The following is a 16,562-nucleotide window of genomic DNA, read 5'->3' on the forward strand; positions in this document are numbered from 1 at the left end:
CTAAACTGCATATACCCATATTTGCTGACATTGAGAAATCAGGGTCGTATATTCCCATTTTTTTGAACTGTTTGTATAGCTGAATGGATCGTTTACAGAAAATTTCTTTCTGGAATAATCATAAATAACAATAAAATGCCCTGAATTTGTAAAATCTCCGGGACCCATAGCACAGATTATCAGATTTCCATCTTTAAGTCTGTCGGCCATTTCCTGTTCTCCCAGCATATCAAATTGCGAAGCAATTACACCGTAATCCAAAGCAGCTTCTCTCATGAATTTCCAGGATGTTCCAATACCATCCACATAATATCCCTCGTTCATGGATTTTTGCGCAAGCACAGGTGGTATTGCCTCTGTATTTCTGGTTAAACTGTATATTACCATTGCCATGCACGTCGGACCACATCCGGAAATTCCTATATCACTTGTTCCATAAGGTTCATATCCCCATCTTTTATCCCATTGAATAAATAAAGGAACTTTTTTCTTCTGTTCCTCAAATGTAAGTCCTTCAGAAGACTTCTTGTGTACATCATTGTATCCTTCGACAAATTCCAGCATTTCCGGATTCCTTTTTAAATCCTCTAAAAGAATATCCGGATAATTTTCTGTATGTAAAAATATCTTCTTCCACTCTGCACTTTCCATTATCTGTTTTTTGTAAGCGTCTGTCAATATAATACCCTCTTCAGTTTTTTTCGCTCTTACTGTCACAACTATCCATGCTGCCAGAATTAAAATCAGAAGAATAATTTTACTACAACTTTTTCCCATATGTTTTTTTCTTTTTTTCATCATAAATCACCATTAATATGATCCCGGTAAATCCTGCCATTGTTGGAATTGAAGCTGTAAACCCTACCGAACCATTAATTCCTGTAAGCAACATATTTTTACTGTTTACTGTATACATCCATATTGCAGGAAAGTTCTGTGCCACATCAATATGAAAAATCTGGCTTTCTCCTGATAGAATATTATACAGACAATGAATCATAACCGAAGACCATATAGAACCTGTCTGCTCTGTAACAAGTGCCAATGCAATTCCTGCAATTTCAACAGAAATAATCATCATAATTACTTTTTTTATATCAGAAGTATCAATCCCATCAAAATGATAAACAGCGAATAAAAAACTTGAAACAAACACTGCACATTTCTTTCCAAAAGTATTCTGAAGCAATCTTAAAATCATACCACGAAAGACAATTTCTTCTGTTACTGCCGCTTTAATACCTGATGATAAAATAGAAATTGTAACTACATCTATGATTTCTTTATATGTAAGGTTTCCTTTTTCAAGTGTTCCCTTTGTAAAAAATATATAAAAAAGGCATATTAATACCGGCATTAATACCGCTGTTATACACCACTTTTTTTTCGGAAGCGGCATTCCTAAAAACAAATCCTGCATTTGAATTCTTATAATATACTTCGTATATAAATATATCATGGTCAGCAGGCTCAAAATCGCAAATGTCACATATAGAATTCTCACATATGGATTCTTCTCACATATCCCATATGCAAATGCTATACTAAATTCATCCGTAAGCTGAATAAGAATGAATGCTATTGCAATATGGAACGTACATTTTATTTTCATAAATGCTCCTTTACTTTTCTCCTCATGTATTATTTTCTAAGAGTTATCTCTTAGAATGTACTTATACAATAACATTTAATTCTTACCTGTTCATTTAACTGTACCTTAACTATTCTTAACTATCTTCAAGCAGATGCAAGGCCTATGACGAAAGCTTTGCCTTAGAAGCTATAGCATCATCCATGGTCATGTTCCCCATAAAATTTGTTTTTCATGTCTACCATCCGAATGCGTCCCGGATCAAAGCCCCGGTTTCTCCGTCTATATAAAACAATTCCTGTTCTTCTGGTGAATCCTTCCATTGGTAGGGACAGCAAAAACTCCATACAGGTCTGTAAACAATTCCATCTGCAGTTTCATCAATATAATATTTCAGGCGGATTTTCGTAACTGGAATCGTGATTGGTTCTGTTTTCTCCGTCGTGTCCTCTTCCGTAAAAAATCCGATTTTTCCTTCTTTTACATATTGTTCCACCGATTTCATAATTTCTTCCATGGGAAGCATAGTAACTGTTTCTTTCTCTTTCACCTGAAGCGGGATTGGTATTTTGAAATAGCAGTCTTCAGGCTTGAGACCAAATCCTGTGCTTCCCTGATAATGATACTGAGAAAGTCCACCTGCCGGTATTCCATTCAACAGAACTTCTATGTCGTAATAATCATATCCTTCCGTCATGTCGCTAATTGGTTTTCTTACAGAAGTTCCAGATAAATCAGCTTTGGAAAACAGTTGATTTATAATATTTAATTTCTCATCTTCCGTATTCTCGCCTAAAAATCCCAGATCTTTTTCACTTAATCCATCACACTCTATCATCCCATCCGAAATAAATAACTGCAGTCCTTTTTCTTTATTTTCCCAGACCGTTTCATCTGTTACAGATTTTTCCCATCCATCTTTCCCGCCAAACCAGGAGCAGATGTCTTTCTCTGATATATTGCATTTTTTCAGAACTCCCTTTGAAACGTCATCAGTATTTCCGGTAATATCAGCTTCTATTGTAAGGGTTCCTGATTTCCCTGGCAGAGAAGCTGTTACATGGTTTTCCTTTACCTGCAACATTGTTTTCTCCGGATCATATTTTTCATTTACACTCGTAGTATTTGACGAACTTTCCAAATCTGTTGTGTTCTGCGTACTCTCACCCGAAGATGGTTCTACTCCGGTGTCAGCAGCCTGCAATTTCCCTTCTTTTCTATATTTTTCAATGATATCCTTTACTTCATCCTTTAATGGAAGGGTTAACGTAAGAGTCTGAGGCGTATATCCTCTGTAAACGTCCTCCGCAGGAAGTGCATAAGAAACCTTTCCTTCTGAATCTGTAAAAGAACCAATTTTAAAAATCTTTTCGTAAGCTTCAGTGTCTTTCCAGGTATAATAAATCTTACCGTCATAAACAGGATATGCCTGAATAGTCATGGAAAGTTCTACTTCAGAATCTTCTTTTAATATTTTCTCAATCAAAGCGTCATCATACAAAGTAATATGCCCATAATAAAGATCTTCTCCTTCTATTTTATTTAAAGAAGCCAGTGCATCTTTTCCATTCACCGTTGCATGATCACGGCAAGTGATCATATAATTCTTTGCCTCATTGGAAGGTTCTCCGAGAAAACTTAAACCGCCGCCATCAAAATACGCTTCTTTAACAGTCAGCATGGACTGATTCCAATCGACCGTCTCGGGAGTTATTGGATAAGAAGTAATATTTTCCACATTTTCTGCAGTTGACTCAGGTTCTGTGACAACCATTTGAGCTGCCTCCTGTTCAGCGACCCCCTGTTGTTCAAGTTCTTTATACAGTCGTCCGATATTTGTTGCAAGTACGCCAGTACTAACTCCTAATATAGCAGCTACCGGAAGAAGAATCCGAATTATTTTTTTCTTATTTCCTGAATTTTTCGTTCTTTCTCCATTTGTTTTTTTACTTAAAGCCCCCGTTGTTTTCTCGTCTGGGGAATTTAAAATTCCGCTCAGAACATCTTCCATGGCTTTATCAATATTTTCCGGTATTGCAGTTTCTTCTTTTAAAATCCTTCTGATTTCTTTCATATAGTCTCACCTCCTGATCACCTTTTTTAATTTTGCTCTTGCCCGGGAAAGTTTGGTTGATACGGTATTGCTGTTCATTTCAAGAAGGGCACTGATTTCCTTAACTGAAAACTCATCAAAATAATAGAGTTCCACGATTTTCCTACTTTCTTCATCCAGGCATAAAAGCAATTGTTTCCATTCACAGAGATTCAGTTCTTCACAATGTACACCTTCTGCAAAATCATCCAGTTCTGCTGCATGGTTCTTTTGGCGGAGAATGTCCTTGCACTCATTTATAAGGATCCGCATCAGCCAGGTTTTAAAATACTTCGATTCTCTCAGTCTCTGTATATTTTCATAGCAGGATAGGATTGTATTTTGCAGGGCATCTGCAATGTCCTGCTCATCCCGAAGATAAATCCAGGCAGTCTTATACAGGCTCTGCTTATTCATCCGGATTAATCTGACAAATGCTTCTTTATCTCCATTTTTAGCCTCTGTTATTAAAGCATCCATAAAGTACCTCCTTTTCTTCTTATAATTATTAGACTTGAAAAACAGCCATTTGCTTTCAAGAAAAAATTTTTATAAAAAACGCCATAGGTTTTCGATACCTATGGCGTGTAGATATAGGGAAAAGCTGCCTTTTTTATCGGCAGTGGAGTGTTTTCTGTTATTGCATATTGTTGAATTGGTATAATTACTATTCCTCTTCTTCCACATCAGTAATAACATCTAATTTTTCTCAAAAAAGCCCCAAAATAGAACGTATAGTTTGTTTCTATACACTCTATCTCAAATTTGCTATTAAATGCAGCTCTGTTTTGTCTTCATAGTCTGCAAGTACATATTTCTCCTACAAGGGCCGCTTTTGCATCATTTCCCAATTTAAACGGCATTTCAAAAGTTTCCATTCGTTTTTCCTTAAAAAATAAAATAAAAAGCACTACCGTTTTTAGCGATAATGCTTTCCATATTCTTATCCGAGAAAGAATAACACAATTGAAAGAACAAGAGGGATTATCCAAGCTAAAACGGAAATTGCTACCTTCCAAAACGTCTTTCTTTTAAGTTTTATTAGATGACGATATGAATTTTCGATAATCTCATACACTCTATGATATTGATTATACGCCGCCTCAAATTCGTTGTATGCGTCTTCCACATCTTCAACCATACCTTCCTTTTGCTTAGCAAGTATTAACTGCTTTTTTGCTTTAGATACGGTTTCACAAAGATCTGACCAAAATTCTCCATTATCTACAACAGTTAAATCTGTAAAGCGATATTTATGTACAAAATTTTCATAATAATCACTGTACGCAAGGCACAGATACTTATAGCAATCCAGTACACAACGCTTCATATGACTCTTGGCTTTTCCTATATTCTTTTGAATTAGTTCCTCATTTGTAATTTCATAGCATTTTGCTATATGACTCATAATAGCCCTGACTTCATTTAAGATTTCTATCGGAAATTCATTTTCCATTACCTCCAATTGAGCTACATAAGGTTTTACCGTTTGTTGGTACTGTTTATAAATATCAGCTATTTGTTTTTGATATTCTTCCTTAAACACTGGTGTACTATTGGTACTTTCTGACATTATTTAATCCTCGACAATCCTGCATTTACTTTATCCATTGTTTTAATACGTCTTCTGGACAATAAAGGATTTCCACGTCCCACTTTCCTGTGATCCACCTTATTAGAAAATACCAATTTTCTGTTGTTCTTTTTTTGGATATACGAAATCTCGTCATCATAGTCCATATCTACAATTTCCCGATATTTCTTTCCCAGCATCTTTTCAAGTATTTTTTGTGATGAACTGTTAATCTTATACATATCAATCTCCACACTTCTTTACAAATTTTACTTTCCTGTTTCTATATTTATGTCCATACACGTATCTAAGTGTCTAAAACCAATAGATTGGTTTCATTATAGGAGTTCTTGGTATTACTGTCAAGAAACTTTCCTGTTTCACAGAGATTTCACTTTTAGTTTTTTGGTTCATGCATTTTTATAAAAAATTTATCGTGTATATGGTTCGGTGTCTTTTCCGTCATATACAAATACTTTTATATCCGTATTTTCACCAACATCAGCATGAATACCTACCGTGTGTTCTTTATCTGTAACGTTCAGAAAAGAATAGCAGCCACCCGCAGGAATACTGCCAGATACGAGTTCCTGTTTTCCTTCGCAGAGCAGATGCACAATAATGTTAAAATCGTTTCTGTTCTGAACCGTCAACACGCCTGTTTTGGATAAAATTTTTGCATCGGAATATGTAATTACATAAGAATCAGGCGTTGACTCTTCCGCACAGGTTACAGAACAATCCCACTGTATCGCGGCATTTGCTTTTCGACAGGCTTCTGAAGAGTTATATCTTGAAAACATAATCATTGTACTTATAGCAACAATACTAATAATGCCCAACACTATTGTCACTTTTTTCTTCACAACCATCACCTCCACACAAAATTCAATTTGTTGCCCATATAATATCATATCTTCTCTTCAATTACATTACCTAATTTTAATACACGGCATAATTTCCTCCGGCAGATTATAAACATATTAATTAAAGCTGTCTGGCAAAACACAAAGGACAATGAAGAACAGGAGCCAACAGCATTACAACTTAGCTCCTGTCCTGTACATCTTGAATATAGAATTAGTAAAAACAAATTATCGGGACATCATACTGAATAAGGCTGTAAAGCTGTCCGGCATTTTCCGGGGGAAGATTGATGCATCCATGAGAACCACCTGTAAGATATCTGTCACCACCAAAGTACGGCTGCCAGTCTGCATCATGAAATCCAATTCCTCCATTGAATGGCATCCAGTACGTTACCGGCTGTTCATAAGAATATGTTCCATTTGCTGTCATTTCACCTCGCAGCACAGACGGACTGCTCTTTGAATCCAGTGTGAATATTCCAGGGGGTGTTTTTCTATCCGGATCACCTGGCAGTCCGGATACGATTTCTGATTGAAAAATAATATTTCCATTCTGATAATACCACATATACTGCTCTGTAAGATCTACCTCTATATATGTATCTCCGAGATCATTGATCCCATGTGCATTTGCTCTCATAGAATATACCGGTTCCCTGGTTGTCTGGGTTCCTGATTGAATTTCCTGCATGAGCTGTGCTGCTTCCTTGTCCTGATCAATCTTCCATCCATAGGCTGAGCCATATACATACACAATCCTTCCGCTTGTGGTCTCAAATTGTCTTTCAGTGCCAACTGTATCATGATCTGCTGCAAGCTGTGCCACATAATCCACTACATGCTGCCTGAAGGCTCCATCATCCGGAAGCAGCTGCCCTTTCTCGTCAAACTGCAGCCAGTTTTTGATGGTATTCCCGTCAAGTGTTACCGTTTCATCTCCAAATGTATATGTGATATTTGCTTTTGCCAGGCTATTATACATATTTACCATATTCTGAAGTTCTGAACTATCTCTCGTCACATCTGCTTCCTTATAAGCCTTTGGATTGCTTCCCAGATCTACATCTGCCGCCTCATTATCAATTGCTCCGCTTATCATCTGATAAGCTTCCCTGGCATTTAATTCACTGCCTTCTGTCTCTGGCACAATAGTAAATTCTGAATTAGAAAAACTTACATACGCATTTTCCGGTGCTATCTGATTCTCTTTTTTGGCACAATTTAGTAAACTTACCTGTTCCTCCAGCTTTTCCCGACTGAAAACAGTCTCTTCTTGAACCATATAATTTTTCGTTTCAAAAAAACCTCTGATCCATTCCCATGGTTTCTGAGTCTTCAGCAGCTGAAGGATTTCCCCGCTGGATACATATTGATAATCAATGTCTTTACCTGTAATAGTCTGAGGTTCCTGCATCCTTGCACTTACCTGAATAACATAGTTATCCTTTTTCCCTGCAATCTCCTGCTCAACTTCATAAGCTGTCTTATTTGAACTGTCAATTCCATTGATAGTCGTACCCAAAAAGAAGTGATATGAGTAATAATAAGATATACCTGCATACACACAACAGCTCATAACCAAAATCGTCACTATAAGCATTACAACTATTTTCATCATTTTGTTTTTCTTTTTGTCTGAAGATACAGTAGATCTGAATTCAGACTTGTCTATCGGCACATAAGTAATTGTTCCGGGTCTTGCCGATTTTGAAGTTCTTATTGATTGCCCCATCACTTCTTTTTGTCTCATATCTTATTCATCTTTCTTTTATATCAACTAGTTTTTTACATTGTCATTGTCAAAATGCAATGTCTTATGGTACTTCGCATTCTCCTCCAGAAGTTTTTTCCATTTTTGTCCATCCTCTTTCGTAGGATTATCAAAATTCTGCTGGCCTTTCAGCTCATCCATATACTGGACATAATCCAGAAAATAAATGTCTACCGTAGAAATATCTCTGTCCTGAATTGCGAAGTTATTACAGTTTCCAGTAGACTCATTGTACGGAAGTGTGTTTCCATTGGCATCAAGAGCTACCATAAAGCAATCACTGTTGGAACCTTCCTTATAAAGTTCATTTACCGTCAATTCATATGGAGTACGAATCACCGATTTAAGTCCAATACCTGCATCGTTTGTATCATTGAGTTCCAATACTTCTGTCTGGGAATCATCTACCGTAACCGGGATATCGAAGCTCCAGTCACCTTCATATTTGTAGTAACCGGCATCCCTTCCATATTTTTTCTCATCCTCTTCTGACCACTGATAGTTTGCTTCCAGTCCTCTTACCTTCGTAATATCCAGATGCAGGTTAAAGGTATCTGGAATATCAATATCTTTAATGTACTTCTGATATTCTCCACCACGTTCAGACAATTTATTGATAAACTCTTCCAGCAGCGCATAACCTTCATCCGTCTGATCATCTAAGTCCGCCTGAGTTATTCCCATCTCATCCATTACCTGCTGTGTCATTTCATTGTATTTCTCATTATATTCCGTATAATCTTTTGCGGCTTCAGCCAAATCATAACGGAAAATACATGCATAGGTGTTATCATCCAAAAATTTTCCTTCCACTTGACCGTCAATTACCGGGCTAGCCTCTGAATTAAAGTCCACACCCCCTGTCATATCCAGATCAATGACTGGTGTTCCACTTTCCGCCCCAGTTTCTGTTTCTGGGAACGGTTTATCACTTTTAAACTGCATAGTCACATAAATTGCCTGGCTGTTTGCATATACCTCAGAACATGTAATTGTCAGCCCATCTGCTGTCTTAGTGTAAATAGCATCATTATTGGCATGATCTGTCTTGGCTCCGTCTGTTTCACTGCTATCTGTCTTCGTTCCATCAACAGCTTCCAAAGTTGTTGCATAATCTGAAAAGTCACCAAAGAAACTCACATTATCCTGTAAAATTTCAAAGAGTCCTCCTACAACCGGGATATTTTTTGCCATTACCGGATTGATTGCACAGAATACAAATCCTACTGCCAGTACCGCTGCCATCCCTCCTGCTATCCTGCCTCCACTTTTCATCCAATGATATGGATCCTTTGATGCTTTTTTCTGTAAAACAGCGTTATTTTCAATCAAACGATATGCCTGATTAATATGTTCATGCACGATTTCCGGCATTTCTATGTCCTTTTGAAGTTTTTTCTGGAAGTCTTTCTCATTATAATTTAAAGTCATCATTAGGCACGTCCCTCCTTAACCTTATATCCATACATCTCTGCAATCTGTTTTCTGCCACGATAAAGACGAGATTTTACAGTGCTTTCCTTCATATCCAGAATGTCACTGATTTCCCGGATACCAAATCCTTCCATATAGTATAGAAGAACAACCAAGCGGTATTTACTGTCCAATGGCTCTAAGGCCTGGATCCATTCCATTGCTGCATATTTTTCTTCGTGAAAAGGCGTTTCCGGCATCTGATCCGTATAAGTAACCAGCTTTTTCTTCTGTATCATGTCCTTGCACTTATTGATCAGAATTCGGATCATCCATGTCTTGAAATATCTGTTCTGTTTCAGACTTTTCAAATTTTCATAGCAGGAAAGAATCGTATCCTGTATTGCATCCGCAACATCTTCATCATTTTTCAGATATGCCGCTGCAACCTTGTACATACTCTGTACATTCTCATCTATAAGCCGACAAAAAGCATCTTTATCGCCTTTCTTTGCTTTTCGTATCAAAATCTCATTCATTGTCGTCTCCCTTCTCCTATATCAGACCGGTCATCAGGAAATATTGTATAAAAGCTTTTCTTTATGTGCTTCTACTTATTAGACGTGCAAACTCCCAAAAAAGTTGCAATTTATTTTAACAATCTCAGAAAATCCCCAAAAGATTAGTTTGAACGCTTCCATGCTTTTCATGATTATCAGTCAAGGTGCTATAAAATATTCCAGGTACTAAAAACAGCCGTACCATGTGTTTTTACATGATACGGCTGTCAATAATTTTCAGCCCCTCAGGACAGATCAATCAAAAATCATGTCCTCTGTCCCATCAGATTTTAAAAATACTGTTTTCGAAATTCCATTGCATTCCAGCGTTACTTTCTGCTCACGGGAAGAACAGAGGCGAACCCTGTGTATCCTGCCCTCTCTCCATTCAAAATCAACTGTGATGTCACCCTGTGCCTTCATTCCCCGGACTTTTCCATCCTTCCATTCATCCGGAAGTGCCGGAAGCAACAGGATATGCCCTTTCCTGCTCTGGATAAGCATCTCTGCAACTGCAAAGCCAAAATTCCCATCAATCTGGAACGGAGGGTGTGCACACAGCATGTTGGGATAAATGCCGCCTCCCACACAGGAGATATTTTCCTCCCTGGTATAACGGAGCTGGTTTTTCAAAAGCCCCAGTGCATGTTCCCCGTCCCGTAAAGAAGAGGAGGAACAGACAATGAAAAAATTTAAAGCTTATATCGAATATGTAATGAACTTTTATGCCAACTATTACAGATTTTACCGGTAAGTGCAAAATATGGCTTCCGGATATAACCCGGAATCTGTATTTGCAGTTCATGTAGACCTTGTAATCAATAATTTCAGTATACGCTAGAATCCGTTTCCTGTACATGAACAGGATGCGTTAATATATAAACAAAATTTTACAGTTGGCAGACTTAGCCAAAAAAGACCGATATCAGTCTTGCAAAGACCTTGTATCGGTTCTTTTTGTATTTTCTCATTATCTAATTATGGGAGGATTTTTCTATATCACCGAAAAAACTATTATTCCCGCACTTCAAGCCACTGGTCAATGTTCCCAAAATGTACCGCCTGCAGGTTATCTACATCAACCAGTTGCGGGAAACTGTTTCTGATGATCATGACACCATTTTCCTTATCCTGTTTTTCTCCACCGCCAGCGATGCCTCCCATGGTCAGATCGAGTGTTAAAACCGTTCCATCTTTATAACGCACCTGGTCAATATTAGCTCTGCCATAAAGATCCATGCCATAATCTGTACCTGTGTACTCAAACTTGTTTTTCTCATCTTCATACACCTTCATAGCTTCATCATAATCAAGATATAATGACCATAAAAGGGGCGTTACTTCCATTTTTTTCACTGTGATTTCATAACCTCTAAAATCACATTTCCGGTTCACTTCCAGAGTTGTCGGAGGCTTTACTGCACCCAGAGTCCATTTAAAATCCCATGTTCCATCTGTAATAACAGTCGTATCATAATCTCCTTCCTCCGTAAGATTCTTTAATGTGATTTCTACTGTTTTATTACTCAGATCATAATCACCGTCATAAGATATCCCGGCGTTAAAATATTTAAGATGTGCAGAATTTTGATCTGTTTTCAGTAATTCATCCTGTCCTACCCCAGTGTTGAAGCTTCCAAATCTGTTATCGTCCACTGCATATACTTCTTTTCCATCGATCTTAAAATGTGTCATCTCCTCAAAAGAAGTATGATCAGTCATAGAAATACTGTCCTCTGTTTTCACTTCAAAAAAAGCATACAGGAATCCCTGATCCTGAATAGAATCTGTCAGGGTAACCGTCACACCATTTTGTGTTACAGACTGATCTATATTCTGAATATAGTTTGATTCCTGCATCGTTTCCTGCTGTTCCTCAGAGGGTTCCAGTCTTTTTAACAAATGGTCATTCCATTTAAAGAACTCTTTTGCCGCCACTGTTACTCCCATGCCTGTACAGATCACTGCTGCTGCAATCAGTAATCGGCCACTGAATCTTTTTCTTTTGTATTTTTTATCAACTGCATCTGCCTGCTCAATATGTCTCAGTGTCTCTTCAAATTTATCATGAAAATCCTGTGGTACTTCCGGTGCTATATTATTCCATTTGTTCTCTAACATGACATTTTCCCCTTTCCTGTTATTCTCTTTGATAGTTTGCTGTTTTTCCTAGGCATCGGTCTTTTCTCTTCTTCATCGGATAACTGTGCTTTCAAAAAATCTCTTGCACGGGAAAGTCTGCTTTTAATCGTTCCTTCCGGAATATCCAGAGCCTCACTGATCTCTTTCTGTGAGAATCCTTCTAAATAATACAATGTTACCAAAATCCTCAGATCCTCCGGAAGTTCCATAATCGCCATATACAGATGACTGTATCTGTCCTCCTCAGTCAGCCTCATATTGTCCATATATTCTTCATATGGAATAACATTTTTTCTTTTCCGAAAAATCCCATTGCATTCATTGATCAATATCTTTGTGATCCATGTTCGAAAATACTTTTCTTTCTTTAAGGTGGGAAGTTTCTCATATGCCTTAAGAATTGTTTCCTGCACAGCATCCCCACAATCAGAGTCATTCTTCAGAATGGACTTTGATATATGATACAGCATGGCTTCTGCATCCCGAACCTCCTTAATAAATACATCTTTTGTCATAACTTTGTCTTCTCCTTTTGTCCAGCCGGATTACTACACGTGTTTACTTTTTACTTTTACACTAATTAGATGCATCGGGAAGAGGATTGGTTCTCATAAAATTATCTCAGGATTTTGTAACTTAAAAAATACAATTTGCACATATACAATGATACAATAAAAATATAAAAATTATAGCAATTCCTACACGAAAGGGGTCATGTTTTATGAGAAAAAGAATTAGTTTTATTTCTGTGCTTACCATGTTTCTGGCAATTGGTTTTGCAATTATCTTCTCCATACCCGTAAAAGCAACGGCAAATGGGGTCCAATTAAAAGCAAATCGGACATACACAGCATATGATGTTACCGGTGATGGAACGAAAGATAAAATCAGAATCAGAGCAGCCAATCAAACCGACGATGAAGCATATTCGTCACTTACTGTATCGGTTAATGGAAAAACAGCTTACAGATTAAAAAATACACGTTTTTATAATGTTATAGCAAATATTTATACATTGAAAAACGGACAGCCGTTTTTATATCTCTATGCACCAGCCGAGAATGGTGACGGACCTGTATGTGCATTATTAAAATACACAAACGGAAAGTTCAGAAAGGCCCTTGATTTCACTGAGATTATGGCAGGATACGGAGACCATCGCATAGGTGAAGTTACCAACTTAAATGGAAATAAGATTGTAATTACAGAGAGCATCGTTTCTTATTCTCTTGGTATCAATGCAATTAATTTCACCTACGAATATGTCAATGGAAGATTTGTTCCGACAAGCAGATATGGATCTTACAAAGAAATATATTCCGCAGATGGAAGCAGCCGATATTTCACAGTAAACAGTGATCTTCCGGTGTATACCAGACCAGGCGCTACTGCGGTGAACACAACACTGAAAACTGGATCATTAACAAAAATCATTAAATGCGCACTCATAAACGAAAAGATGTATATTCAGTTAGAATGCGATGGAGAAATCTACTGGATTAAAGCGCTGGAAAATCCACCGATTTCTGATAACGAAAGACAATTTATGGAAGTTAGATATGCAGGATGATATCATGAGGTCTGGGTTATAAACTCAGACCTTTTGTTCTTACTTTATGTGGTTAACCACATAAACAGTCAATCAACATATAATCGTATTTATCCTTCATATGATCCAGATATGACTTCAATACAAATTCACGACTCATCACCCCAACCAGTGCAGTTTCCAATCCTGCTAATTCGATATTGGCCGGAATAAAATCAACGCCCTCTTCGTGATGCATAATTTCCTCATTATCATCTATACTTTCATCATTGATTACTTTTTCCATGATACTTTAACTGCTTCCCAAAATATTTAGCATGATCACAACAGAAGATCTGCTCTACGGAATATCCCTTACATTCATTGATCTTTGATTCACTATTTTCATGCTCTTTACCTGCAAACTCTAAACTCTTCATTGCACCTAGCGCTGTATTACTCATTTGCAATCACCCGCTTCCTTTCTATACTGAAATCATCTTTCTTATTTTCTGGGTTCTACTTCCGTATAAATTCTTCCATATTTACTTGTACCTTTGTTCATATAAAAATCTGACGTTTCTATGACTTGCACGTCCTCAATCTGATAAATTCTTTTTATCATCGCGTGCATATCTTCTTTCTTTCCCAGCAATCTGATTTTGACCATTTTTCTCCTTCTTATAGTTCAAAGTTTTATAATTTGAAGTTTGAAAATTATAGTAATCTAATAAAATCGCTGATAACTTGAGTAAACTTCGTTGAAGATTACATGCCTATACTTTTACTCATTTTTTACTCAACTAATTGCATTTTTTGACAATTTTCAGTGATGCCTGAAGATAATTTAGACTTTTTAGAAAAAATTAGAGAAAAAAGCCCTGAAAATCTTATAATCACTTCTAAAACGTAGTGTTTATAAGACTCTCAGGGCCTATAAATACTGAAATTTAAATAGAAAATTAATCTTTACAGATTATTTACCCATCTGCTTTGCAACTTCTTCTGCAAAGTTCTCTTCTTTCTTTTCGATACCATCACCTGTCTCGTAACGTACGAAACCTTTAACAGTAATCTTAGCACCGTTTTCTTTAGCAACCTGCTCTACGTATTTAGCTACAGACTGTTTTCCGTCTTCAGCTTTAACGTATGTCTGGTCAAGAAGGCAGATTTCTTTAAGCTCTTTTTTGATACGTCCTGTGATCATTCCTTCGATAACCTTAGCCGGTTTCTGGGATTCTTTCGGATCGTTCTGAATCTGAGCCATAAGGATTTCTTTCTCATGCTCAATGTATTCTGCGCTTACTTCGCTGTCGCTTGTGTACTGTGGTTTCAGAGCTGCAATCTGCATTGCTACGTTCTTAGCCATTTCTTTAACAGCATCGTTAACTACGTCTGTTTCAACGTCTACAAGAACACCAATCTTACCGCCCATATGTGTGTAGGAAGCAACGAAACCGTTCTCTTCTGTAACCTGAGCAAATCTTCTGATGTTCATGTTCTCGCCGATAACTGCGATCTGAGCTGCAAGAGCTTCTTTAACAGTCTTAGTTGTATCAAGTGCCCATGCTTCTGCAAGGAAAGCATCGATATCTGCTGCTGTTGTGTTCATAGCCTGAGCTGCTACGTCTGCAACGTAGTTCTGGAATTTTTCATTCTTAGCTACGAAGTCTGTCTCAGCATTAACTTCTACAACAACTGCTTTCTTTCCGTCTTCGGAAACTAAAGTTTTGCAAAGACCTTCTGCTGCTACACGGCTTGCTTTCTTCTGTGCTGTAGCAAGACCTTTTTCGCGAAGGAATTCTACTGCTTTATCCATATCACCTTCTGTAGCTGTAAGAGCTTTCTTACAATCCATCATTCCGGCGCCGGTCATTTCTCTTAATTCTTTTACCTGTGCTGCTGTGATAGCCATTTCATTTTCCTCCTGAATAATATTCGTAAATCGCCCGGAGGGGCTTTTCCTTTTTCAATGACAGGAAAGCCTGTCGGCTTTCCTGTACTGGTTCAAAAAATTATTCTTCTGTAGCTGCGAACTCTTCAGATTCAGCTTCGATTTCACCGTCTACATCTGCAGTACCCTGTTTTGCTTCGATAACAGCGTCTGCCATTTTGGAAACGATTAATTTTACTGCACGGATTGCATCATCGTTACCAGGAATTACATAATCCAGTTCTTCCGGATCACAGTTTGTATCGCAGATACCGATAAGCGGGATTCCTAATGTATGAGCTTCCTGTACGCAGATTCTTTCTTTCTTAGGATCTACGATGAAGATTGCATCTGGAAGTCTCTTCATTTCTTTGATACCACCAATGTTTTTCTGTAATTTGGCAAGTTCTTTTTTCAGCTCAATAACTTCTTTCTTAGGAAGAACGTCAAATGTTCCATCAGCTTCCATAGCTTCGATCTGTTTCAGTCTTGCAATACGGCTCTGGATAGTTTTGAAGTTTGTAAGCATACCACCTAACCATCTCTCGTTTACATAGAACTGTCCGCAACGCTCTGCTTCTGTTTTGATAGCATCCTGAGCCTGTTTCTTTGTTCCTACGAATAAGATGCTTCCACCGTCTGCTACGATATCAGCGATTGCATTGTAAGCATCGTCAACCATACCTACAGACTGCTGTAAGTCGATAATGTAGATACCGTTTCTCTCTGTGTAGATGTATGGAGCCATTTTAGGGTTCCATCTTCTTGTCTGATGTCCGAAATGTACGCCTGCTTCTAAAAGCTGTTTCATTGAAATAACGCTCATGTTTGTTCTCCTTTTTGGTTAATTTCTTCCGCCCGGTTCTTTTTCCTGGGGACCCAGCCTCACACCGCAGGGCACCATCCGCGGGAATCTCCGAACGTGTATATTTTTGCACGCGCAATAGATGCGCATGACTCGCAACTTCTGTAGTATAGCATACAAAAACCCTCCATGTAAAGAGGGTTTTTTGCAAATTTTTTATTATTTTTACAGTTTCTTCCAGGTTCTGATCTGCTTCTGACAAACTCAGTTTCCTGCACTTTACCG

General features: G+C 37.7%; 18 protein-coding genes and 1 pseudogene. 1 reads left to right on the plus strand and 18 read right to left on the minus strand.

Features of this window, described 5'->3' with window-relative positions; translation table 11 throughout:
• The 13 genes from LJE09_RS05195 to LJE09_RS05255 all read right to left on the minus strand — a co-directional run bounded on the left by LJE09_RS05195 (position 1) and on the right by LJE09_RS05255 (position 12,526).
• Complete coding sequence (locus tag LJE09_RS05195; RefSeq protein ID WP_173744737.1) at positions 1 to 777, minus strand: C39 family peptidase; 777 nt, start codon at positions 775 to 777, stop codon at positions 1 to 3.
• A complete protein-coding gene (locus LJE09_RS05200; RefSeq protein ID WP_182438129.1) occupies positions 761 to 1,489 on the minus strand; it encodes a CPBP family intramembrane glutamic endopeptidase in 729 nt (242 codons plus the stop codon). Before LJE09_RS05200 ends, LJE09_RS05195 begins: the two co-directional genes overlap by 17 nt.
• 340 nt (positions 1,490 to 1,829) lie before the next feature.
• Entirely contained in the window at positions 1,830 to 3,665 is a 1,836-nt protein-coding gene (locus tag LJE09_RS05205) for a hypothetical protein (protein ID WP_118575747.1), read from the minus strand.
• A 6-nt stretch (positions 3,666 to 3,671) separates the two neighbouring features.
• Complete coding sequence (locus LJE09_RS05210; RefSeq protein WP_019162103.1) at positions 3,672 to 4,163, minus strand: sigma-70 family RNA polymerase sigma factor; 492 nt, start codon at positions 4,161 to 4,163, stop codon at positions 3,672 to 3,674.
• Positions 4,164 to 4,626: 463 nt separating this feature from the next.
• A complete protein-coding gene (locus LJE09_RS05215) occupies positions 4,627 to 5,256 on the minus strand; it encodes a hypothetical protein (protein WP_008703665.1) in 630 nt (209 codons plus the stop codon).
• Entirely contained in the window at positions 5,256 to 5,498 is a 243-nt protein-coding gene (locus LJE09_RS05220) for a hypothetical protein (RefSeq protein WP_020994008.1), read from the minus strand. Before LJE09_RS05220 ends, LJE09_RS05215 begins: the two co-directional genes overlap by 1 nt.
• Before the next feature lie 189 nt (positions 5,499 to 5,687).
• Positions 5,688 to 6,128 (minus strand): hypothetical protein, encoded by a 441-nt coding sequence (locus LJE09_RS05225; RefSeq protein WP_118614197.1) that lies wholly within the window; start codon positions 6,126 to 6,128, stop codon positions 5,688 to 5,690.
• Positions 6,129 to 6,336: 208 nt separating this feature from the next.
• Entirely contained in the window at positions 6,337 to 7,875 is a 1,539-nt protein-coding gene (locus tag LJE09_RS05230) for a L,D-transpeptidase family protein (RefSeq protein WP_118614196.1), read from the minus strand.
• A 27-nt stretch (positions 7,876 to 7,902) separates the two neighbouring features.
• Entirely contained in the window at positions 7,903 to 9,330 is a 1,428-nt protein-coding gene (locus tag LJE09_RS05235) for a DUF4179 domain-containing protein (RefSeq protein WP_118614194.1), read from the minus strand.
• A complete protein-coding gene (locus LJE09_RS05240; RefSeq protein WP_008703676.1) occupies positions 9,330 to 9,848 on the minus strand; it encodes an RNA polymerase sigma factor in 519 nt (172 codons plus the stop codon). The genes LJE09_RS05235 and LJE09_RS05240 overlap by 1 nt, the downstream gene beginning before the upstream one ends.
• A gap of 276 nt (positions 9,849 to 10,124) precedes the next feature.
• Positions 10,125 to 10,502, minus strand: a complete 378-nt coding sequence (locus LJE09_RS05245; RefSeq protein WP_118614192.1) for a glycoside hydrolase family 95-like protein — start codon at positions 10,500 to 10,502, stop codon at positions 10,125 to 10,127.
• Positions 10,503 to 10,883: 381 nt separating this feature from the next.
• Positions 10,884 to 11,990, minus strand: a complete 1,107-nt coding sequence (locus tag LJE09_RS05250) for a DUF4179 domain-containing protein (RefSeq protein ID WP_227311029.1) — start codon at positions 11,988 to 11,990, stop codon at positions 10,884 to 10,886.
• The gene (locus tag LJE09_RS05255) at positions 11,984 to 12,526 is read right to left on the minus strand and encodes an RNA polymerase sigma factor (protein WP_118614188.1); all 543 of its coding nucleotides are present in this window, start codon (positions 12,524 to 12,526) and stop codon (positions 11,984 to 11,986) included. Before LJE09_RS05255 ends, LJE09_RS05250 begins: the two co-directional genes overlap by 7 nt.
• 206 nt (positions 12,527 to 12,732) lie before the next feature.
• On the opposite strand from LJE09_RS05255, the gene LJE09_RS05260 reads away from it, so the two are divergent.
• Positions 12,733 to 13,581, plus strand: a complete 849-nt coding sequence (locus tag LJE09_RS05260; RefSeq protein ID WP_227311030.1) for a hypothetical protein — start codon at positions 12,733 to 12,735, stop codon at positions 13,579 to 13,581.
• A gap of 61 nt (positions 13,582 to 13,642) precedes the next feature.
• Here the strand turns inward: LJE09_RS05260 and LJE09_RS05265 are convergent.
• From LJE09_RS05265 to rpsB, 5 genes and pseudogenes are all read right to left on the minus strand, one after another.
• A pseudogene (locus LJE09_RS05265) lies at positions 13,643 to 13,852 on the minus strand (ParA family protein); the annotation flags it as partial.
• The gene (locus LJE09_RS05270; protein ID WP_161233939.1) at positions 13,827 to 14,003 is read right to left on the minus strand and encodes a hypothetical protein; all 177 of its coding nucleotides are present in this window, start codon (positions 14,001 to 14,003) and stop codon (positions 13,827 to 13,829) included. The pseudogene LJE09_RS05265 and the gene LJE09_RS05270, both read right to left, overlap by 26 nt.
• A 41-nt stretch (positions 14,004 to 14,044) precedes the next feature.
• Positions 14,045 to 14,209, minus strand: coding sequence for a hypothetical protein (locus LJE09_RS05275; protein ID WP_161233940.1), 165 nt, complete (start codon positions 14,207 to 14,209; stop codon positions 14,045 to 14,047).
• A gap of 306 nt (positions 14,210 to 14,515) precedes the next feature.
• Entirely contained in the window at positions 14,516 to 15,454 is a 939-nt protein-coding gene (gene tsf, locus LJE09_RS05280) for a translation elongation factor Ts (protein ID WP_019162109.1), read from the minus strand.
• A gap of 100 nt (positions 15,455 to 15,554) precedes the next feature.
• Complete coding sequence (gene rpsB, locus LJE09_RS05285; RefSeq protein WP_019162110.1) at positions 15,555 to 16,298, minus strand: 30S ribosomal protein S2; 744 nt, start codon at positions 16,296 to 16,298, stop codon at positions 15,555 to 15,557.
• Positions 16,299 to 16,562 lie beyond the last annotated feature (264 nt).

It is taken from the genome of Blautia sp. DFI.3.45 (genome assembly GCF_020593505.1).
Classification (GTDB): domain Bacteria; phylum Bacillota; class Clostridia; order Lachnospirales; family Lachnospiraceae; genus Blautia_A; species Blautia_A wexlerae.

Bases quoted from the DNA above. Each gene is read 5' to 3' on its own strand.
- LJE09_RS05195 (WP_173744737.1), bottom strand. From the start codon at position 777: ATGGGAAAAAGTTGTAGTAAAATTATTCTTCTGATTTTAATTCTGGCA.
- LJE09_RS05205 (WP_118575747.1), bottom strand. From the start codon at position 3,665: ATGAAAGAAATCAGAAGGATTTTAAAAGAAGAAACTGCAATACCGGAA.
- LJE09_RS05210 (WP_019162103.1), bottom strand. From the start codon at position 4,163: ATGGATGCTTTAATAACAGAGGCTAAAAATGGAGATAAAGAAGCATTT.
- LJE09_RS05215 (WP_008703665.1), bottom strand. From the start codon at position 5,256: ATGTCAGAAAGTACCAATAGTACACCAGTGTTTAAGGAAGAATATCAA.
- LJE09_RS05220 (WP_020994008.1), bottom strand. From the start codon at position 5,498: ATGTATAAGATTAACAGTTCATCACAAAAAATACTTGAAAAGATGCTG.
- LJE09_RS05225 (WP_118614197.1), bottom strand. From the start codon at position 6,128: ATGGTTGTGAAGAAAAAAGTGACAATAGTGTTGGGCATTATTAGTATT.
- LJE09_RS05230 (WP_118614196.1), bottom strand. From the start codon at position 7,875: ATGAGACAAAAAGAAGTGATGGGGCAATCAATAAGAACTTCAAAATCG.
- LJE09_RS05235 (WP_118614194.1), bottom strand. From the start codon at position 9,330: ATGATGACTTTAAATTATAATGAGAAAGACTTCCAGAAAAAACTTCAA.
- LJE09_RS05240 (WP_008703676.1), bottom strand. From the start codon at position 9,848: ATGAATGAGATTTTGATACGAAAAGCAAAGAAAGGCGATAAAGATGCT.
- LJE09_RS05250 (WP_227311029.1), bottom strand. From the start codon at position 11,990: ATGTTAGAGAACAAATGGAATAATATAGCACCGGAAGTACCACAGGAT.
- LJE09_RS05255 (WP_118614188.1), bottom strand. From the start codon at position 12,526: ATGACAAAAGATGTATTTATTAAGGAGGTTCGGGATGCAGAAGCCATG.
- LJE09_RS05260 (WP_227311030.1), top strand. From the start codon at position 12,733: ATGAGAAAAAGAATTAGTTTTATTTCTGTGCTTACCATGTTTCTGGCA.
- LJE09_RS05270 (WP_161233939.1), bottom strand. From the start codon at position 14,003: ATGAGTAATACAGCGCTAGGTGCAATGAAGAGTTTAGAGTTTGCAGGT.
- LJE09_RS05275 (WP_161233940.1), bottom strand. From the start codon at position 14,209: ATGGTCAAAATCAGATTGCTGGGAAAGAAAGAAGATATGCACGCGATG.
- tsf (WP_019162109.1), bottom strand. From the start codon at position 15,454: ATGGCTATCACAGCAGCACAGGTAAAAGAATTAAGAGAAATGACCGGC.
- rpsB (WP_019162110.1), bottom strand. From the start codon at position 16,298: ATGAGCGTTATTTCAATGAAACAGCTTTTAGAAGCAGGCGTACATTTC.